General features: G+C 66.3%; 15 protein-coding genes and 1 riboswitch. Of the genes, 11 read left to right on the top strand and 4 right to left on the bottom strand.

All coding sequences use genetic code 11. From position 1 onward, the window contains the following. Positions 1-31 precede the first annotated feature (31 nt). Entirely contained in the window at positions 32-1,756 is a 1,725-nt protein-coding gene (locus tag A5686_RS14320; RefSeq protein WP_067935404.1) for a nitric oxide reductase activation protein NorD, read from the bottom strand. Positions 1,757-1,877: 121 nt separating this feature from the next. Between A5686_RS14320 and A5686_RS14315 the strand changes: the two genes are divergently transcribed. The 9 genes from A5686_RS14315 to metE all read left to right on the top strand — a co-directional run bounded on the left by A5686_RS14315 (position 1,878) and on the right by metE (position 12,150). Next, positions 1,878-2,861 carry an SDR family NAD(P)-dependent oxidoreductase gene (locus tag A5686_RS14315; RefSeq protein ID WP_067935400.1) on the top strand — a complete coding sequence of 328 codons (984 nt, stop codon included), beginning with the start codon at positions 1,878-1,880 and terminating at the stop codon, positions 2,859-2,861. Next, on the top strand, positions 2,854-3,420 hold the full coding sequence (locus A5686_RS14310; RefSeq protein WP_067935157.1) for a nuclear transport factor 2 family protein: 567 nt from the start codon (positions 2,854-2,856) through the stop codon (positions 3,418-3,420). Before A5686_RS14315 ends, A5686_RS14310 begins: the two co-directional genes overlap by 8 nt. Before the next feature lie 44 nt (positions 3,421-3,464). Next, positions 3,465-4,613, top strand: a complete 1,149-nt coding sequence (locus tag A5686_RS14305; protein WP_067935154.1) for an acyl-CoA dehydrogenase family protein — start codon at positions 3,465-3,467, stop codon at positions 4,611-4,613. After that, on the top strand, positions 4,610-5,731 hold the full coding sequence (locus A5686_RS14300; RefSeq protein WP_067935150.1) for an acyl-CoA dehydrogenase family protein: 1,122 nt from the start codon (positions 4,610-4,612) through the stop codon (positions 5,729-5,731). The genes A5686_RS14305 and A5686_RS14300 overlap by 4 nt, the downstream gene beginning before the upstream one ends. Then, the gene (locus tag A5686_RS14295) at positions 5,731-6,378 is read left to right on the top strand and encodes a nitroreductase family protein (protein ID WP_067935147.1); all 648 of its coding nucleotides are present in this window, start codon (positions 5,731-5,733) and stop codon (positions 6,376-6,378) included. Before A5686_RS14300 ends, A5686_RS14295 begins: the two co-directional genes overlap by 1 nt. A 138-nt stretch (positions 6,379-6,516) precedes the next feature. Beyond that, a complete protein-coding gene (locus tag A5686_RS14290; protein WP_067935146.1) occupies positions 6,517-7,797 on the top strand; it encodes a TetR/AcrR family transcriptional regulator in 1,281 nt (426 codons plus the stop codon). 97 nt (positions 7,798-7,894) lie between these two features. Further along, the gene (locus A5686_RS14285) at positions 7,895-8,737 is read left to right on the top strand and encodes an SDR family oxidoreductase (RefSeq protein ID WP_067935145.1); all 843 of its coding nucleotides are present in this window, start codon (positions 7,895-7,897) and stop codon (positions 8,735-8,737) included. A gap of 99 nt (positions 8,738-8,836) precedes the next feature. Further along, positions 8,837-9,478, top strand: coding sequence for an SDR family oxidoreductase (locus A5686_RS14280; RefSeq protein ID WP_067935142.1), 642 nt, complete (start codon positions 8,837-8,839; stop codon positions 9,476-9,478). A 52-nt stretch (positions 9,479-9,530) separates the two neighbouring features. Beyond that, positions 9,531-9,734, top strand: a riboswitch (cobalamin riboswitch). Between the two features lie 136 nt (positions 9,735-9,870). Further along, the gene (metE, locus tag A5686_RS14275) at positions 9,871-12,150 is read left to right on the top strand and encodes a 5-methyltetrahydropteroyltriglutamate--homocysteine S-methyltransferase (RefSeq protein ID WP_067935139.1); all 2,280 of its coding nucleotides are present in this window, start codon (positions 9,871-9,873) and stop codon (positions 12,148-12,150) included. 22 nt (positions 12,151-12,172) lie between these two features. On the opposite strand, the gene A5686_RS14270 is transcribed toward metE, so the two are convergent. After that, positions 12,173-13,897 (bottom strand): DUF3556 domain-containing protein, encoded by a 1,725-nt coding sequence (locus A5686_RS14270; protein ID WP_067935398.1) that lies wholly within the window; start codon positions 13,895-13,897, stop codon positions 12,173-12,175. Positions 13,898-14,191: 294 nt separating this feature from the next. On the opposite strand from A5686_RS14270, the gene A5686_RS14265 reads away from it, so the two are divergent. After that, positions 14,192-15,556: an FAD-dependent oxidoreductase gene (locus tag A5686_RS14265; RefSeq protein WP_067935394.1), complete on the top strand. Its 1,365-nt coding sequence runs from the start codon at positions 14,192-14,194 to the stop codon at positions 15,554-15,556. A gap of 101 nt (positions 15,557-15,657) precedes the next feature. Next, on the top strand, positions 15,658-17,022 hold the full coding sequence (locus tag A5686_RS14260) for an HNH endonuclease signature motif containing protein (RefSeq protein WP_067935136.1): 1,365 nt from the start codon (positions 15,658-15,660) through the stop codon (positions 17,020-17,022). A 475-nt stretch (positions 17,023-17,497) separates the two neighbouring features. Here A5686_RS14260 and A5686_RS14255 read toward each other — a convergent pair whose 3' ends face one another. Together A5686_RS14255 and A5686_RS14250 are read right to left on the bottom strand one after the other, a co-directional pair. Then, positions 17,498-18,049 (bottom strand): hypothetical protein, encoded by a 552-nt coding sequence (locus A5686_RS14255; RefSeq protein WP_067935123.1) that lies wholly within the window; start codon positions 18,047-18,049, stop codon positions 17,498-17,500. A 126-nt stretch (positions 18,050-18,175) separates the two neighbouring features. Further along, positions 18,176-18,697 carry a DoxX family protein gene (locus A5686_RS14250; protein ID WP_067935120.1) on the bottom strand — a complete coding sequence of 174 codons (522 nt, stop codon included), beginning with the start codon at positions 18,695-18,697 and terminating at the stop codon, positions 18,176-18,178. Between the last annotated feature and the right edge of the window lie 198 nt (positions 18,698-18,895).

Raw genomic sequence — 18,895 nt, 5'->3', positions numbered from 1 at the left:
ATTGGAGCCTAGCCGGAACAGATGTTTGTTTTCAAGTGCCCGGTCGGGCGGTGCCGGCGCCCTCGGACGCCAACTGCGTTCTGGGACTTGGCATCACCGACACCCTGCGCCGGACCTCCGCCGACCGGAGTGCGGAGCGGAACAACGGTCCGATGACACCGGCGAGCTGACCGGGTTGCGCGATCGTCGCGTGCGCGGTGTTGCCGAACACCCGGCGCAGCGATTGCACGTCGGTCCCGGCGCCGATCGTCAGGCATACGCAGCCGGTTCCCCGCCGGCGGGCCTCGGTCAGCGCGCGGCGGGCGTCCGCGGCGCCGTAAGCCCGCTCGTATCCGTGGTCGTACGCCAGTCCGTCGGAGAGCACTACCAGCAACCGCCGTGCCGTCCCGCCGCGCGCCTCCAGGGTCGCCGAACCGTGGCGGATCGCCGCACCCAAGCGTGAATACGCGCCCGGTTCCAGGCTGTTGAGCCGCCTGATGACCTGAGCGTTCAGCTGGTCGTCGAACCGCTTGACGGGGACCATGCTCACCGCGCGCCGGCCCTGCGAGTAATACGCGTACAGCGCGACACGGTCACCGAGATCGTGCAACGCCACGGTCAGATTGGCGACCGCCGCACGCTGTTGTTCGTGAACCGTGCGCCCGACCGTTCCGGGTTCGCCCGCCGAGCCGGACACGTCGAGCAGTAGCAGCACCGAGAGGTCGCGTCGGCGCCGCAGGCTTTCGAGGTATACGGCCTCGTCGGGCGCCGATCCGGCCCGCACCTCGACCCGGGCTTCCACGGCGGCATCGATGTCGATGTCGTCGCCCTGCGCCTGCCGGTGGCGTCGGTGCAGACCCATGGCGAGCCGCGATAGCGGCCGCCGCACCCCAACGGCGTCGTCGATGGCCTGCGTGGCCGATGCGTGGATCTGTGGCTCGACCTCGCGGACCGTGCACCAGTCCGGCCGGTAGCTCTTACGCGCGACGTCCCATTCCGGATACCGCACGCCGTCCGCGGCGGTGTGCCCCTCCTGATCGACGTCGCCCTCGTCGTCGGCGCGCGCCGAAGCGAGCGACGCCACGGCGTACGCGCCGCGCTTGCCGGTGTTGGTGCGGTGAGTCGGGCTGTCCGCGCCCGGTGGGCCGCCGCCGCTTCCGGTCTTGCGCGCCGACGAGAGCATCTTCTTCAACCACTTACCGATGAATCCACCCCCGCCAACCGGGCTGGTGAACAAGTCGGGATCGTCGGAGTCGTCCACCTCGCCGTCGTCGAGCTCCTCGAGTTCGGTTGCACCATCGCGCCGCGGCACGTGCCGGGGCTTCGCCTGTTCATCTTGTTTCGCCGCCCGCGCGCACGCCGTCATTACTTTTGCCGCACGGATGGCGCCGAACTCCGGCGCCGGGTCGTCGAGCGCTTCGCGTGAGGCGGCGATGGCGAGCGACGCGTGCGGTGAATCGCTGCGCCCCGCGATGGCGCGGTCGCCCAGCGAAGCCAAAACACTTGGCAACAAATGCGCATTCGCGACCAACGCGCGGTGGCCCTCCACGGCCAGGTAGCGCTTTGACAGCTTCCGGTGCCGAACCAAGGCGCCCACCACATCGGGTTCCAGGCTGCCGGCGGCGATCATCGATGCCTGCACGGCTACGGCCTTCAGTTGCGCGAGCGGGCCGGCGGCGGCGTCGACGCGAATCGTCTGGCCGTCGGTCCACGCCGGCTCGCCCCCTGACAGCCCGGCGACCGCGACGGCTTGACCCGCCAGCGCGGAAGCGAGCATGCCCAGGACCTGCAATCGGTCGGGACGGTCGTCTCCCACGCTCAACCTCCCGATTGTTGACCAAATATCTGTTCCACCGTAATGTCCGGCTGCACAGCAGTCAATGAACCAGGAGCACACGATGATTGACTTCACCGGCCAGGTGGCGGTGGTGACCGGGGCCGGTCGGGGACTCGGTCGGCTGTACGCCCTGGACCTGGCCCGCCGCGGCGCCGCCGTGGTGGTCAACGACGTCGGCAGCACGATGCGCGGCGACGGATCCGATAGAGGCGTCGCCGACGACGTGGTCGACGAGATCAAAGACGCCGGCGGCACCGCGATCGCGTCGTACGACTCCGTGGACAACCCGGCCGGCGGTCAGGCGATCATCGATGCGGCGGTGGACTCGTTCGGGCGCGTTGATTCCGTCATCAGCAACGCCGGCATTTTCGCCAGCGTGCCCTTTGAGGACCTCTCGCACGACGACTGGACGCGGATGCTGCGCGTTCACCTCGACGGCGGCTTTTACCTGTCTCAGCCCGCATATCGCGTCATGAAGAACAACGGTGGCGGGCGATTCGTGTTCATCTCGTCCTCCGCCGGGATCTTCGGCCAGCCGATGGAGGCCCACTACGCGGCAGCCAAGGCCGGATTGGTCGGATTGACCAACGTCATCGCCATCGAAGGGGAGGCGCACGGGATACTCGCCAATTCCGTTATGCCCACCGGCTTCTCGCGGATGGTCACCGAGACCGTCGGCGACGAGAAGTTCCTCGCCGAATCCGGCTTCATCCAAGCCATCCGGCCCGAGCTCGTCGTGCCGCTGGTGACGTTTCTGGCCAGCGCCGCCTGCACCGTCACCCACCGCAACTATTCCGCCGCCGCCGGCCGCTATGCGCGCGTGTTCGTCGGCCTCACCGAAGGCTGGCTGGCCGAAGCCGAGAGCCGGCCGACAGCCGAGGACATCGCGGCGCATCTCGAGCTGATATCGGCGACGGAGAAGTTCATCGTGCCCGCATCGATCGTCGACGAGGTGCTGGAAGTGTGTGACCGGCGCGGTGTCAGCCCGATGCCGGACAACGCCGAGGTGGCATTCCCGAACCCGCAGGGAGCTGAACGTGGATGACGAACTGCGCAATCAGGTCAAGCGGCTGGCCGACCGTGCGGAGATCTGCGACTGCATGCAGCGCTACGCGCGCGGGATCGACCGTCAGGACCGGGCGTTGCTGCGGTGGGCCTATCACGACGGCGCCATCGACGACCACGTCGGATTCGTCGGCGAGGTAGACGATTTCATCGACTGGGCGCTCGCGTATCACGGCAGCCAGACGCGATACCAGCACTACCTGCTGAACCACACCGCCGACATCGACGACGAGGCCCATACGGAGACCTATTACCTGTTCATCGGGACCGACCGTGAACCGGCGAACCACATGACGGTCTCCGGCGGTCGTTACGTGGATCGCCTGCAGCGCCGCGACGGACGTTGGGGCATCGTCGATCGGGTGTGCCTGGTGGAGTTCGTGGCCGAATCGCAATCGCTGCTCACCGACGCGGTCCTCGCCATGGTGCCCGGGACCCGCACGCCGCGCCATGACAGGACAGACGCCTCATACGATCGGCCACTCGCGGCCTCGCACGCGGCTGGCGGCGGCATTGACCAGATATCCGCTCAACCGTAAAGTCCGGCTTGGTCAGGGCTTTACGACGCTGAAGACAGAGGAACGTGGACTTTTCATACCCGGCGGAAGTGGAACAGTTCCGCAGCGAGCTGCGTGACTGGCTCTCGCAGAACCTGACCGACGAGTTGGTGGCGGCGCGCCGGCCCACCGGCCGCGACGATGCCGCGTTCGAGATGCTGCGGGCATGGAACGCGACGATGGCCGATGCGGGATGGGCCGCCGTGTCCTGGCCGCCCGAGTACGGTGGGCGCGGCGCAACGGTGCTCGAGCAGCTGGTCTACACCGAAGAGACCACCCGCGCTCGAGCTCCGATGCCGCTCAACGTGATTGGTTTGAACAATATCGCCCCGGCAATCATGCAGTACGGCACCGAGTCCCAGAAGCGCACCCTGCTCCCCCGCATGATGCGCGCCGACGACATCTGGTGCCAGGGAATGTCGGAGCCCGAGGCGGGGTCCGATCTCGCGTCGCTGCGGACCCGCGCCGTCCGAGACGGTGACCAATTCGTCATCAACGGCCAGAAGATCTGGACCTCGCTGGGGCATCGGGCCGACTGGTGTCAGCTCTACGTGCGCACCGATCCCGACGCACCCAAGCACAAAGGCATCTCCTGCCTCATCGTCGACATGACGCTGCCCGGCATCGAAGCCCGCCCGCTGGTCACGCTCAACGGTGACGCCGACTTCGCGGAGGTGTTCTTTCACGACGTGCGGGTGCCGGCCAACGCGTTGCTGGGTCCGCTCAATGCTGGCTGGCAGGTGGCTACCACGACGCTCAGCCACGAGCGCGCCGGCGCCGCGAGGCTGTACGCAGAGATGCAGGCCCGGCTCGAAGAGCTGGTCAACGACCTCGCCGCCGCCAATACCGGCGCGCTGGACGATCCGGTGACGCTGCGCCGCCTGGGCGAAATCGCGGTCCGCATCAAGTATCTCGAGGTCCTGTGTCAGCGGTCGATCTCTGCGACGCTGCATGGTGGTGACGCGTTCGGGTCGGCCAGCTTGGCCAAGACCGTCTGGGGCGAGATCGGCCAGGATTTGGCCGCACTGGCGTTCGACGCCCTCGGCAGCCAGGGCGCCGGTGCGCCGTGGGCTAACTACCGTCTGACGTCGCGGTCGCTGACCATCGCGGGCGGTACCACGCAGATCAACAAGAACATCACCGCTCAGCGAGTGCTGGGACTGCCGCGCACATGAACCTCGAACTCACCGACGAGCAGGTGGCGCTGCGCGACACCACACGGCGATTTCTCGCTGAGAAGGCACCGATTTCGCAGCATGTCCGGTCCCTGCTCGACGATCCGACCGGCGTCGACGAGGCTGTGTGGCGCGGTCTCGCCGATCTCGGGACCACCGGCCTGCTGGTGCCGGAAGAGTGCGGGGGTGCCGGCATGACCATGGTCGAGGCCGGCATCGTCGCCGAAGAGCTGGGCGCCGCGCTGTATCCGGGGCCGTGGTTGTCGACCGCGGTGGCCGCCGCGCGCGTGCTGACCCGGTTGAAAGACAACGACATCGCACCTAAGTTGTTGCGCGGCATCGCGGACGGCACCACCGTGGCCGCCGTCTGCTACCCGGATTCAGCGAACGCCTCGGTCACCGCGCACCGCAACGATGAAGCGATCACCCTGCGCGGCGAGATCGCCGAGGTACCCGACGCCGCGGCCGCCGACGTCCTGCTGGTGGCCGCCGAAGACGCCGACGGCACCGCGCTTTTCGTCGTGCGGCCCGGATCGGCAGGGGTCTCGGTCATGGCCGGGCACGGCATCGACGCGACCCGCAAGCGTTTCCGCGTCACGTTCCGCGCGGCGCCCGCGCAACGACTGGCCTCGGCGTCGGCGGACGACATGGCGGCGGTGATCGACGACGTGCTGATTGCCACCGCGGCCGATGCGCTCGGCGCCGCGCGCGCCGTTATGGACCTCGCCGTCGAATACGCGAAAGGCAGAGCACAATTCGGTCAGCCGATCGGCTCCTTCCAGGCCGTCCAGCATCTGTGTGTGGACATGTTCGAGACGGTCGAGCTCGCCCGCAGCGGGGTGATCCACGCGCTGTGGGCCAGCGACGCATTCCCCGAAGCCGATGGTCGATCCGGCGAAGAGCGCCATCTTGCCGCGCTGCGCGCGAAGGCGTTCGCCGGGCGACTGGCCACCGTGGCCGACACCGCCATCCAAGTGTTCGGTGGGATCGGCTACACCTGGGAGCACGACGCTCACCTGTACCTCAAGCGGCTGCTGAGCTGGAGCTCTTTTCTCGGCGGCCCCGATGCCTACCTCACCGAAGTCGGTGCGCGCCTTGCCAAGAGAGGCCGTCAGTGATGGAGATCGACTACCTGCTCACCGCGACCCCTTCGGCACGCAGATCGCTCGACCTCAACGCGCCGGTCGACCTCGACGACATCCGCGACTGCCTGCGAATCGCCCTGCAGGCGGCGAACGGGTCGAATGCCCAGGCATGGCGCTGGTTGGTGATCTCGGACCCGGCGCTGCGGACCAAGATCGCCGAGCTTTATCGCCACGCCTACCTGCTGCGGGTGGGCGGACAGCTGATCGCGGACCTGATGCCCGCGGGGACTCCGGAGAGCCGGGTCATGTCGTCGACGGAGTGGTTGGTGCAGAACATGGCGAGCGTGCCGCTGCTGGTAATCCCTTGCTATGAACCCTATCTGCCTCGCATCGAGGGCGATGAATCGTTTCATCTGGCCACGTTGTACGGGTCGATCTTCCCGCCGGTGTGGAATTTCCAGCTGGCCTTGCACACCCGGGGATACGGGACGTGCATCACCACCCTGCATCTGCATCACGAAGAGGAAATTCGCAACCTGCTCGGGATTCCGCCGACCTACGTTCAGGGGTGCCTCTTGCCGGTGGGCCGCCTGCGCGCGGGCCGCACATTCTCACCGGCGCGCCGGCGGCCGCTCGAGGAAGTGGTCGCGTGTGACCGCTGGGACGGCCCGGCGCTCTAGAATCGGGCTTTCACCGCTTTGTGCAGCGCATTCACCGCGCTCAGTCTGATAGCCTCTAACAAAGATTTGGTTCGGCGAGAGAGGACGAATGCGAATGTTGGCCGGCGCGCAGTCGTCCAGATTTGCACACCGCTAACCATGGCGAAGGCCGAGCCACTGCGGGCCAGCAGCACAGCTGATTCTCCGACGCGCCGCGCCGAGATCCTGGCCACCGCCGCGTCGTTGATCGCCTCGTCGGGATTGCGGACGTCGCTGCAAGAGATCGCCGATGCCGCAGGCATCCTTCCCGGCAGCCTGTATCACCACTTCGAGTCCAAAGAGGCGATCCTCGTCGAATTGATCCGCCGCTACCAGGACGACCTGGAGCGCATCGGACGGACCGCCCAGGCGAGATTGGACGAACCCGACTCCCGCCCTGTCGCCCAGCAGATCATCGAATTGGGCTCGGCGATCGCCACCTGTGCCGTCGAACACCGCGCCGCGTTGCAGATGTCGTTCTACGAGGGGCCGAGTACGGACCCGGAACTGATCAAGCTGACGCAGCAACGGCCCGTGGCTATTCAGGAGGCGATGCTGCAGACGCTGCGCGCCGCTCGGTGGAGCGGTTACATCAAACCCGAAATCGACCTTCCCACGCTGGCCGACCGGATCTGCCAAACCATGCTGCAGGTCGGGCTCGATGTCATGCGCCATAAGTCCGCCACCGACCAGGTGGCCGGACTGTTGTGCCGAATCATCCTGGAAGGCTTAGCAACTCGGCCACCAACCGATTCCGCACTGGACCGGTCGAAGGCCTTCACCGCCGCCAGCGACGTCATCGCGACCTGGTCCGACGACAGCGATGCGGACCCCAACGACAAGGCGGCTCTGGTCCGGGCGGTGGCACGAGCCGAATTCGGTCGCAGAGGGTATGAAGTCACCACCGTCAGGGACATCGCTTCGGCGGCCGGTCTGGGCACCGGAACTGTGTATCGCGTAATCGGATCCAAGGACGAACTCCTCGCATCGATCATGGAATCGTTCGGCAGGAAGGTCGAGGCGGGCTGGGTCAGCGTCTTGCGCTCGGATGCCACCCCGATCGAAAAGCTCGATGCGTTGAGCTGGGTCAACGTCAATGCGCTCGACCGGTTTTCCGACGAGTTCAGGATCCAGCTGGCCTGGATGCGCCAATCACCCCCGGACACGCCCAACCCCGGCTGGCTGTACGCCACGCGGCTGCGGCAGATGAAAACGCTTCTTTCCGAGGGCATCCGGTCAGGCGAGATACGTGTCGACGCGCCGTCCACCGCGATGTTGTCCCGCTGCGTCGTCGGCCTGCAGTGGATCCCGGAGAACATCCTCAACGACATCGGCACCCGCGCGGGTTTGGTGCATGCTCGCGACACCGTCCTGCGGGGCGTCGCCGTCCGCGGCAAGTAGACGTCGTTTGACCAGACCCGGTATTGAACCAAATAACTGTTACCCATACAGTTGAGCAGTTAGAACCGCATTGGCATTATCCGAGAAGGGGATTTCCATGACCATTGTCGATCGGTTGCGCTACGACGGCAAGCGCGCTCTCGTCGTCGGTGGCGCGACTGGCATGGGCGCCGCGGCGGCCAAGTCAGCGGCCGAGCTTGGTGCCGAAGTCATCGTGATGGACTACGCGCCGGTGCGCTACGACGTCGCCAAGTCCATTCAGGTCGACCTGCGCGACACCGCGTCGATCGACGCCGCCATCGACCAGCTGGACGGCCCAATCCACGCGGTGTTCTCCGCCGCCGGCATCGCCGACGGGACCACCGACCTGATGGCGATCAACTTCCTCGGCCATCGGCACCTCATCGAGCGCCTGCTGGAGCGCAATCAGCTTCCGTCGGGCTCGGCGATCTGCTTCATCTCGTCGGTCGCCGGCATGGGCTGGGAGAACGACCTGGACTTGCTGAACGAGTTCCTGGCCACGCCGGACTTTGCGTCGGCCCAGGAATGGGTCAAGGCGCACGAAGCCGAGGGCATCATCCACTACGGCTTCTCCAAGAAGGTCGTCAACGCCTACGTCGCGACCCAGGGCTATCCCCTGCTGAAGAAGGGCATTCGGATCAACGCGATCTGCCCGGGCCCCACCGACACCCCGCTGGCCCAGGCCAACGCCGACCTGTGGCTGACCTTCGCCCAGGACTACCGCGACGAGACCGGATCGAAGGTGCACACCCCGGAGCAGATGGGTGATGTGATGGCGTTCCTCAACAGCGCCGCGGCCTTCGGCATCAGCGGCATCACGCTGCTGGTCGACTACGGACACACGATGGCGTCGTTGACCGGCGCGTACCCGCCCGGCAAGCCGATCATCGACCTGATCATGGGGCGGGTGAAGCTTTAACGGCGATCGCGAGCGCGGCGTAGCAGAGCGAAGGGGGCACCTCCCGCTTCGGAGGGAGGGTCGCGACATCGCTGACGGGTGGCACTACCGTCTTCAGACATGGCACGCGTCATCATCTTCGGCGGGCATGGCAAGGTCGCACTGCTGCTGGCTCGCGACCTGACCCAGCGCGGCGACCACGTGAGCTCGGTCTTCCGCAATCCCGATCAGTCCGATGATGTCGCTGCCACCGGCGCCAAGCCGGTGGTTTCCGACATCGAGCGGCTCGACACGAACGCCCTGGCGGATTTGGTGGCCGGGCACGACGCGGTCGTCTTTTCAGCCGGGGCGGGCGGTGGCAATCCGGAGCGGACGTATGCCGTCGACCGGGATGCCGCGATCCGGGTGATCGACGCCGCCGCACAGGCGGGCGTCAAGCGGTTCGTCATGGTGTCCTACTTTGGTGCAGGCCCGGATCATGATGTACCGCAGGACGATCCGTTCTTCGCCTACGCACAGGCCAAGGCCGCGGCCGATGCCCACCTGCGCGCCAGCGGCCTGGATTGGACGGTGTTGGGGCCGGGCCGGCTCACCCTCGATCCGGCGACCGGCAAGATCGCGGTCGGCCAGGCGAACGGGCAGGTCTCGCGCGCCGACGTCGCGCTCGTCGCGGCCGCCGCACTGGCCGACGATTCGACCGTCCGACGAATCATTGAATTCAACAACGGCGACATCCCGATCGCGGAGGCGTTGGCGAACTGACTAAGCTGCCCCTTGCAGCTGGTCTGCTTGTGCCGCCACCGCGGCGCGGGCATCGAGCGAGGCGAACGTTAGTAACGCCTCGCGAGAGGGAACCCGGTGGGAATCCGGGACTGTCCCGCAACGGTATGCAGGAACGACCGCCGTCCGAAATTTTGGCAAGCACTGGTCACCACGACTGGGAAGCGACGGCCACTAGGAGCACCGTCGGAGTGCACGCCTGCGAGTCCGGAGACCTGCCAGCTGTGCCGGGCGCGCCGCGTCCGGCGGCTCATCGCCTCGTGGAATGGGCGTTAGGCTGCAGCCGTTGCGGTTGGTACCTGGGTACGCACCGCTGTCGGATCGGCTGCAGGTCCGCCGGCGGTGACCACCACGTCGATTGAAGGACGAATATCGTGACCCCTCAAGCATTCACCGCAACGGTAGTCGGCTCGCCACGCATCGGTCCCAAGCGTGAACTCAAGCGCGCCACCGAGGGCTACTGGGCCGGGCGCACCAGCCGTGCCGATCTGGAAAAGGTTGCCGCGACCCTGCGCCGCGATACCTGGAAGGACCTGGCCGACGCCGGCCTGGACTCGGTCCCGGTGAACACCTTCTCCTACTACGACCAGGTGCTCGATACCGCGGTCATGCTGGGCGCGCTGCCGGCCCGGGCCGCGCAGGTTCCCGACGACCTGGACCGCTACTTCGCCGCGGCGCGCGGCAACAAAGACGTCGCGCCCCTGGAGATGACGAAGTGGTTCGATACCAACTACCACTACATCGTTCCCGAGATCGAGCCCGCAACGACATTCGCGCTGCACCCGGACAAGGTGCTCTCGGAGTTGAAAGAGGCTCGAGGTCTTGGCATTCCAGCGCGCCCAGTGGTCATCGGGCCGATCACCTTCCTACTGCTGAGCAAGGCCGTCAATGGTGGCGGCCCGCCGATCGAACGCCTGCAGGAACTGGTGCCGATCTACTCCGAGCTGCTGTCACTGCTGGCCGACAACGGCGCGAAGTGGGTGCAGATCGACGAGCCGGCGCTGGTGACCGACATCTCCCCCGACGCACCGGCATTGGCCGAAGCGGTCTACAACGCGTTGGGGAAGCTGAGCAACCGGCCCGCCATCTACGTCGCGACCTACTTCGGCGACCCCGGCGCCTCCCTGGCCGCGCTGGCCCGCACGCCCGTCGAGGCGATCGGTGTCGATCTGGTCTACGGGCCGGACCCGGCGGTGACTTCTTTTCTTGCGGTGCCCGAATTGGCCGGCAAGACCGTGGTAGCCGGTGTGGTGGACGGGCGCAACATCTGGCGCACCGACCTGGAGTCGGCGCTAGACAAGCTGGCCACCCTGTCGGGCGCGGCGGCCCATGTGGCGGTCTCGACCTCGTGCTCGACCCTGCACGTGCCGTACTCGCTGGAGCCCGAGACCGGCCTCGATGACGCGCTGCGCAGCTGGCTCGCGTTCGGACGGGAGAAGGTCACCGAGGTCGTGACGCTCGCCCGCGCACTGAATGAGGGCCGCGACGCGGTCGCCGACGAGATCGCGGCGTCCAACGCCGCGGTGGCGTCCCGCAAGAATGACCCGCGCCTGCACGATGACCGCCTGCGAGCCCGCATCGACTCGATCGTCGCGTCGGGTACGCACCGGGGTGACGCCGCCCAGCGCCGGGCCAGCCAGGAGGCGCGGCTTCAGCTGCCGCCGCTGCCGACCACCACCATCGGGTCGTTCCCGCAGACCGTCGAGATCCGCAAGACGCGCGCCGCACTGGTCGCCGGCGAGATCGACGAGGCCGAGTATCAGAGGCGGATGAAGCAGGAGATCGCCGACGTCATCAAGTTGCAGGAGAGCCTCGGGATCGACGTGCTGGTGCACGGCGAACCGGAGCGCAATGACATGGTGCAGTACTTCGCCGAGCAGTTGGACGGGTTCTTCGCCACCAAGAGCGGCTGGGTGCAGTCGTACGGCAGCCGGTGCGTGCGCCCGCCGGTGCTCTTCGGCGACGTGATCCGCGGGCACCCGATGACGGTGGAGTGGGCGAAGTATGCGCAGTCGCTGACCGACAAGCCGGTCAAGGGCATGCTGACCGGACCGGTAACGATTTTGGCGTGGTCGTTCGTCCGGGACGATCAACCACTGGCCGACACCGCGAACCAGGTGGCGCTGGCGATCCGCGACGAGACGGTGGATCTGCAGGATGCCGGCATTGCCGTCATCCAGGTCGACGAGCCCGCGCTGCGTGAGCTGCTACCGCTGCGTCGCGCCGATCAGGCGGACTACTTGCGTTGGGCCGTAGGGTCTTTCCGATTGGCCACCTCCGGAGTCGCGGACTCCACCCAGATCCACACCCACCTGTGCTATTCGGAATTCGGTGAGGTCATCGGAGCCATCGCCGATCTGGACGCCGACGTGACATCCATCGAGGCGGCACGCTCACACATGGAGGTGTTGGACGACCTGAACTCAATCGGCTTCTCCAACAGTGTCGGGCCGGGCGTCTACGACATCCACTCGCCGCGGGTGCCGAGCACGGGCGAGATGGCCGAGTCGCTGCGCGCGGCGCTGCGGGCTGTTCCCGCCGAACGGCTATGGGTCAACCCCGACTGCGGGCTGAAGACCCGCAACCCCGACGAGGTGACTGCGTCGCTGAAGAACATGGTTGCCGCCGCCCAGGAGGTCCGAGCCGGCGTGTGATCACGCGCGCGAGCAACCGGACTCACTCCGAGAGTACTTGCACCGGAACGTCATCGGCCCACGGTTGGCGCACGACCATGTCGGCCACCCGGACGACGCCGTGCTCGAATTCACCGGTCGCCGCGTCGACCAACCGGTATGTCTGGGTCTGCTTGTGAATTGGTTGCGCGTCGAGCAGAACCACTCGGACCTCGCCGGGCTCGAAGTGGCAACGCTCCTGCAGAGCGGTGATCAGTTGCTCGTTGTGCATGTGGCCGTCGCCGAAGTTCCAGCCGATGGCGGTGCTGCAGATCCGCTCGCCGTCGGTGATGACGAAGTCGTCCTCGTTCTGGCCAGCCATGGCACGGTGTGCCAGCGTAAACAGCGCCCGGCCGTGCGTGTTGAAGCCGCGGAACGCATATCCCATGTAGATCGGTATTTGGGCCGCCTCCGGGCTGCCGTAGAACCGCTCCAGCTGGGCCTGCGGCATACTCGCGATCGCCACGATACCCCTGCTGATCTTGTCGTTGGCCGATCCCTTGATACACCACAGTGTGGTGTCCCAATTGCCTGCGTAATAACGCATTGCCGGTAGGAACGAGATCTTGCGCGGAAACATGTTGCCCAATACGACGATTCCCGCGATGACGACAAACAGGATCGCCACCACCACCGGATGCCTCAGGTCGCGCAGCCCGATGTGGCTGTGCGCGACGAACAACGACAACACACCGAAGATCATGAAGACGTTCCACTCCAGCGGCACGCCCATCGGAATCGAGACCAGGATTCCGAGGTGGAAGCAGACCATGGCGACGGCCGCCACCGTGAGGGGCCACCCGCCGTGACAGAAGAACAGCGGCAACGGCACCAACATCTCGATGGCGGTGCTCAGGTGCGCCAGCCACCGCGACAGCCGTCCGGGCCGCAGATCATCCGGAAACTTCTCGAAGAATCGCCGTTTCAGCCAGCGGGGCCGCACCAACGGGTTATTGGACATCATCGTGGAGATGACGAACGGAAAGTGTTTGTTCAGCTTGGACGTCGCGGCGCCCATCCAGATCACCAGGAACACCACCTTTGAGCCGACGATCATGTCGGGCGCGGCGAACAGGAACGTCACCGCCAGGGTCGCGTAGACCTCGCCGCGGGCGGCCAGGAAGATCACCTTGTCGCGCAGCCCAACCACCGCCAGCAGCATGAGGATCAGCACGATCTTCCACGCGGGCAGCAGCCCGACCGTGGTGCCCAATTCGGGTATCGGTCCGGTGCCGTCGGCGAACAGCGCTGCCAGCGTCAGTAGAAGAAAGAGCCCGTACAGCGCGACGTCGACCGGTTTGCGCTTGGTGCCCTTGGTGAGTGGGATCCGATCCGGCCACGGTGGCAGCCGGATGGTGCCGAAGCGCATCCAGTACAGAATCGAGCCCATCGGTGGGAAGAACCGGTTGTTCAACGGTCCGAAGCCACAACCCAGCCCGATCACCTCGAAGAGCATGGTGTAGAGCACGACCTTCTCGAACACGATCGGCTCCGACCACCACGAGGCGACGCGGGTGAATCCGCCGAGGCCGTTGGTGGCAGATGCGAACAGCCACGCGCCCAGGATGTAGAGCAGGATCTTGGCGACATAGAACAGATGCAGCACCAACGGCGTGCCGAAGCCGACCTCTGCCCAGTGCTTGGCCATCGGCCGGATCTTGTCGCTACGGGTGCCCTTGTTCCATTCGGCCATGTCGAGCTGCGGCAGCTCGGGCTTCAGAAATCCCATGGTTTGACACATTAGAACGTGTTCTAGGGGCGCGTACCGCAACCTCGGAGAAGAAATCTTGGCCTGCGGCTTTCGCGCCGATCCCGTCGAGGGCGGGCCAGCGTGCACTTAAGGGGGTCGCCGGCGACCCTTCTGAGCCAGCCTGTGCGCGAAGGCGTTTCAGGCGCTCGCCGCGCACGCGCCAGCATGAAGGGGTCGCACGCGAACGCCTGCGGAAATCTGTGTTAACCGACCACCGCGGGCACCTGGTCAGTGTAGTTTGCTGCTGGGGTGGACGAGGTTGAGGAGCCAGCCGTGTCTGAGGTCGATTTCTGCGTAGTCGGAGCGGGATTCGCGGGGCTGACGGCCGCGTTGCGGCTCAAACAGGCCGGGCATTCGGTGGCCTTGCTGGAGGCGCGCGATCGCGTCGGTGGCCGCACTTTCACCGAGACCCGGGCGGACGGTACGTGGATCGATCGCGGCGGCGCCTGGATCGGGCCGGGCCAAGACCGAATTTATGCGCTGATGAACGAATTCGGCGTGCCGGAGTATAAGCAGCACAACGACGGCGACGCCATGATGATCGTCGGCGGCAAGAAGCACCGCTACGGCGGCACCATCCCGTGGACGATTAGCCCGTGGGCCGTCGCCAACCTTGGGTTCGGTTTGGCCGCCATCGAGAGGATGTGCAAAGAGATTCCGCGCGAAGCCCCTTGGGACGCGAGGAAGGCCCAGGAGTGGGACCGCATCAGCATTGGGGAATGGATCCACAAGAAGTCCATGTCCAAGGACGCCGCCGAGATGCTGGACATGGCCTTCGCCGGCCTCTACACCTCGGCGGGGTCGGAGACGTCGTTGCTGTGGGGGCTGCTGCAGACGGCCTCCGCGGGCGGGCTCACCTTCGCGATTTCGGGCAAGGGTGGCTCCCAAGACGCGCGCCCGGTCGGTGGGATGGGCGCGCTGCACCGCCCGATGGTGGCCGCGCTGGGCGACGCCCTCCACCTGTCGCAGCCGGTGCGCCAAATTGCCCAGGACGCCGACGGTGTGACGGTCAGCGCGGCCGATCTGACGGTGCGGGCGAGGCGAGCGATTGTCGCGATCCCGCTGGCGATCGCCACATCGATCGTGTACGAACCGATGCTGCCGGTGGATCGAGCATTTCTGCACCAGCGCATGCCGAGCGGCGCGGTCGTCAAGATCTCGATCATTTACGACGAGCCCTTCTGGCGCGCCGACGGACTATCCGGCCAATCCGCCGCGCCGAACTCCCCGGCCACCCTGACCATCGACGCCTGCACGGACACCGAGGACCCGGGAATCATGTGCGTCATCACCGAGGGGCCCGCGGCACGGCGGCTGACAGAACTCGACGAAGCCGAGCGCAAAGCGGTGATCATCGGCGAACTCGTCGACCGATTCGGCAGCAAAGCCAAAGCGCCACTGGAATTCCACGAACAGAACTGGACTACCGACCGCTATTCCGGCGGGGGAATGATCGGCCACGCCCCTCCCGGCGTGCTGACGGAATTTGGCTATACCCTGCGCGAGGCCTGCGGCCGCATCCATTGGGCCGGCACCGAAAGCTCGGCGGTGATGTGCGGGTGGATCGACGGCGCGATTCGCTCCGGCGAGCGCGCCGCGTCCGAGGTGGCCGAGGCCGAGACCGCGGCCGTCGCGTAGCCAAATCAGCGCGGCAACGCGCCCAGATCACCTGTGCCACTTTTGTTTCAGTGGTTTCGGCACGTCGGATTATTGTCGGTGGCCTGGGTTAGCATTCGCACATGCATTCGATTAGCGACCGCGAGCAGATTCAGGTCGACGCCGACTCGTTGTGCGCTGCGGCTGCTCGTTTTCAGGAGCATTCCTATGCGGCGCTGACCAACCCCGAACGGTTGGCAATCTTGGAGAAGCTCGAATGCGTAACCCGCAGGCTCCAGACGCCAAGCCACCAACTCATCAATCAGCTTGGCGAGCAAGCTGATCCGACCGAATTGGGCGGAAAGTTGCCGTGGGCCTTGGCCGACCGGCTACACATCACCCGGGCCGAGGCCGGACGGCGCATCGCCGAGGCCGCCGATCTGGGCCCGCGCCGTGCGCTTACCGGTGAGCCGTTGGCTCCGGTGCTGCCCGCCACGGCGGCGGCCCAGCACGACGGGACTATCGGCGCCGACCACGTGGCGGTGATCCGGCGGTTTTTTCACCAACTGCCCGAGTCCGTCGACCTCGAGACCTGTGAGCACGCCGAAAAGCAGCTGGCCGCCAAGGCCACCGAGTTTCGGCCCGATCAGCTCGCCAAGCTGGCCCGCCGCCTGATGGACTGCCTCAACCCCGACGGCAGCTACACCGATGCCGACCGGGCGCGCATGCGCGGCCTGGTGCTGGGCAACCAGCAGGCCGACGGCATGTCACGTCTGAGCGGATGGCTGACACCCGAAGCCAGAGCCAGTTGGGATGCGGTGCTTGCCAAACTGGCCGCCCCCGGCATGTGCAACCCCGACGACGACATACCGGTCGTCGACGGCGCCCCGTCCGAAGACGCGGTGCAACGCGACACCCGCAGCACCGCGCAGCGCAACCACGACAGCCTCAATGCCGCGCTGCGCGCGGTGCTGGCTAGCGGAAAACTGGGCCAGCACAACGGGTTACCGGCATCGATCATCGTCACCACCACACTCGAGGACCTCGAACGCACCACCGGCAAGGGGCTCACCGGGGGCGGCACCCTGCTGCCGATGTCGGACGTGATCCGGCTGGCCCGCCACGCTCATCACTATCTCGCGATCTTCGACAAGGGCAAATCGCTGGCGCTGTATCACACCAAGCGGCTGGCCTCGCCCGGACAGCGAATTGTCCTGTACGCCAAGGACCGTGGGTGTTCTCATCCGGGTTGCGACGTCTCTGGCTACTACTGCGAAGTCCACCACGTCACCAGTTATGCCACGCGACCCAGCACCGACATCGACGAACTGACGTTCGCGTGCGGTGGTCATCACCCACTGGCGGAGAAGGGCTGGTCCACCCGAAAACGCGCCAACGGCGACACCGAACGGATCCCGCCGCCGCACCTCAACCGCGGCCAGCCCCAGGTGAACACGTTTCATCACCCCGAAAAGTTGCTGGCCGAGGATTGCGACGATGCGACGTAAAGCCCGCACGGTCAAGCGGAGCGCGGGCAGGGCCCACCGCGATTATTGCTGCGGAGGAGGCGGAGGAAGGGGCACCGGCGCCGTCCGGCGAGGACGAGGCCGAATTTGGCCACAGTTCAGGCCGATTATGCAGTCCGTACCGCTTGCTTGGGGTTGGACGGCGTCGTTGCAGCAAACGCTGTCCGGCGATGCGGGCGTCGGGGCCGCAATCGGCGCGGGGCCGACCTCGATCGGCGCGGGGGCGGCATTGGTACGCGGAATATCTGCACCGCCGATACCGCCGAGTCCCAGTGCTAGCACGGCGGCACCAACGCACACTGCGGCTCTGCCCGTTCGATTCGCCATGGCACCCGATCCTAATTTTTCCCTGCTGAATGTATAAAGCCGCAGCGCGGCTTTATGGCGCGGTGGCGCACCCCGAGTAGCTGTTTCCTCCCCGACCATTCGACCACCTCCACAATCCCGCGAACTCGAATCAGCGAACGCCCCCGGCCTGCCACCAGTCGTACAGGGCGGCTTGGGTGCTCTCTGGGGCGATGCCCTGCTCGGCGACCACGAGCATCCGCGCGGGGATGTCTGTCCAGACCAGATACACGCCGTCATCTCGGTCAGAGCCGAGGAACACCACCGACCCGTTGTGCCCGCCGCGGTTCCACTCGGTGGGCCCCGTCGTGCCATCCGGGAACGGTTGCGCCGGAGTCTGCGGGGCCTCCGCGAGGCTGCGCTGGAAGTCGGCGTTCAGATCGTCGGTGTTGGCGTACAGCAGGTGATCCGCGTTCCAGGGGCCGCCGGGATCGTGACTGTAGTTGTCGCAGTTGACCGCGGCCACCGCCACGGCGGAGTGCGCGCCGGCGGGGTGGCAGTCGGCGGGGGTATAGCCGCCCGAGAGGTGGTTCATCAGCGTCTGCACGTCTGCCGGATTATTGGCGGGGTCGGCCGCCGCCGTCGTGGCTAACCCAGTGGCGATCAGACCGGTCAAGGCGGTAGCGCCGCCGGCGCGGGCCAGTCGGGAACGCAGGCGGACCATGGTTGTCTCCTTTGCTCCGCACAGAGCTACGGCGGTGAGTTTAACTCATCGTCGTGCACGGCTCCCCTTATATAGGCGCTCTGAGCTGCAGCGCATCACCACGGCTATCGACGTCCGCCGGTGAGATCAACCGGCTTGCTTAGCCGGCGGCCGGTAGAAGATCGCCAGCTGGCCGATGGCCCCGGCCAAGCCCAGCGCGAGCGAGATCAAAAGTCCGTGCCAGCCGTCCATCCAGTTCTTGCCGAAGACCAGGTAGTCCAGGCTGAATTTGCCCGCGCCCAGGGTAGCCACGCCCACGGCGCTGGCCGCCAGCACCAGGTTGTATTCCCAGCCCTCCTTGACGATGAAGAAGCCGTTGGCGCGGTGCACCGTCCAGGCCGCGACCAGCATCAGCGAGACGAAGCCCGCCGCCGGGATCGGGGTCAGAAAGCCGGCGGCCAGGCCGAGGCCGGCGGCCATTTCGGTGGTCGCGGCCACGGTGGCGTGGAACTTGCCGGGCTTCATGCCGATGCTCTCGAACCAGCGGGCGGTGCCCGGGATGCGGCCGCCGCCGAAGAACTTGTTGTAGCCATGCGCGGCCAAAGTCACGCCCAACACCAGCCGCAGGATCAGTACTCCGACGTCATGGAACGTGTCATATGAAGTCATAGTTGTAAACCTAGATCATGGGGTGGGTGGCAGGACAAGAGCAGCCGAGCAGCTACGTCGCTTAATTCGCTGGCCGGTGTGGGAACATGGCGGGCGTTCCGACATCGGCCCGATCAGTAGCAACACCACGAGGGGGTGCACCACGGCTGGCACCGCACGAGGTAGCGCCCACTGCAATGCGTCAAGCGGCCGTGGGTC

The sequence above is a fragment of the Mycobacterium sp. E2479 genome (assembly GCF_001667925.1).
In the GTDB taxonomy this organism is placed as follows: domain Bacteria; phylum Actinomycetota; class Actinomycetes; order Mycobacteriales; family Mycobacteriaceae; genus Mycobacterium.
Note: the sequence above shows the minus strand (reverse complement) of the source record. Positions and strands in the feature narration are given on the sequence as shown.

Excerpts from the sequence above, each read along its gene's own strand:
- A5686_RS14270 (WP_067935398.1), bottom strand. The coding sequence starts at position 13,897 with ATGGGATTTCTGAAGCCCGAGCTGCCGCAGCTCGACATGGCCGAATGG.
- A5686_RS14280 (WP_067935142.1), top strand. The coding sequence starts at position 8,837 with ATGGCACGCGTCATCATCTTCGGCGGGCATGGCAAGGTCGCACTGCTG.
- A5686_RS14250 (WP_067935120.1), bottom strand. The coding sequence starts at position 18,697 with ATGACTTCATATGACACGTTCCATGACGTCGGAGTACTGATCCTGCGG.
- A5686_RS14295 (WP_067935147.1), top strand. The coding sequence starts at position 5,731 with ATGGAGATCGACTACCTGCTCACCGCGACCCCTTCGGCACGCAGATCG.
- A5686_RS14290 (WP_067935146.1), top strand. The coding sequence starts at position 6,517 with ATGGCGAAGGCCGAGCCACTGCGGGCCAGCAGCACAGCTGATTCTCCG.
- A5686_RS14285 (WP_067935145.1), top strand. The coding sequence starts at position 7,895 with ATGACCATTGTCGATCGGTTGCGCTACGACGGCAAGCGCGCTCTCGTC.
- A5686_RS14320 (WP_067935404.1), bottom strand. The coding sequence starts at position 1,756 with ATGCTCGCTTCCGCGCTGGCGGGTCAAGCCGTCGCGGTCGCCGGGCTG.
- A5686_RS14255 (WP_067935123.1), bottom strand. The coding sequence starts at position 18,049 with ATGGTCCGCCTGCGTTCCCGACTGGCCCGCGCCGGCGGCGCTACCGCC.
- A5686_RS14300 (WP_067935150.1), top strand. The coding sequence starts at position 4,610 with ATGAACCTCGAACTCACCGACGAGCAGGTGGCGCTGCGCGACACCACA.
- A5686_RS14315 (WP_067935400.1), top strand. The coding sequence starts at position 1,878 with ATGATTGACTTCACCGGCCAGGTGGCGGTGGTGACCGGGGCCGGTCGG.
- A5686_RS14260 (WP_067935136.1), top strand. The coding sequence starts at position 15,658 with ATGCATTCGATTAGCGACCGCGAGCAGATTCAGGTCGACGCCGACTCG.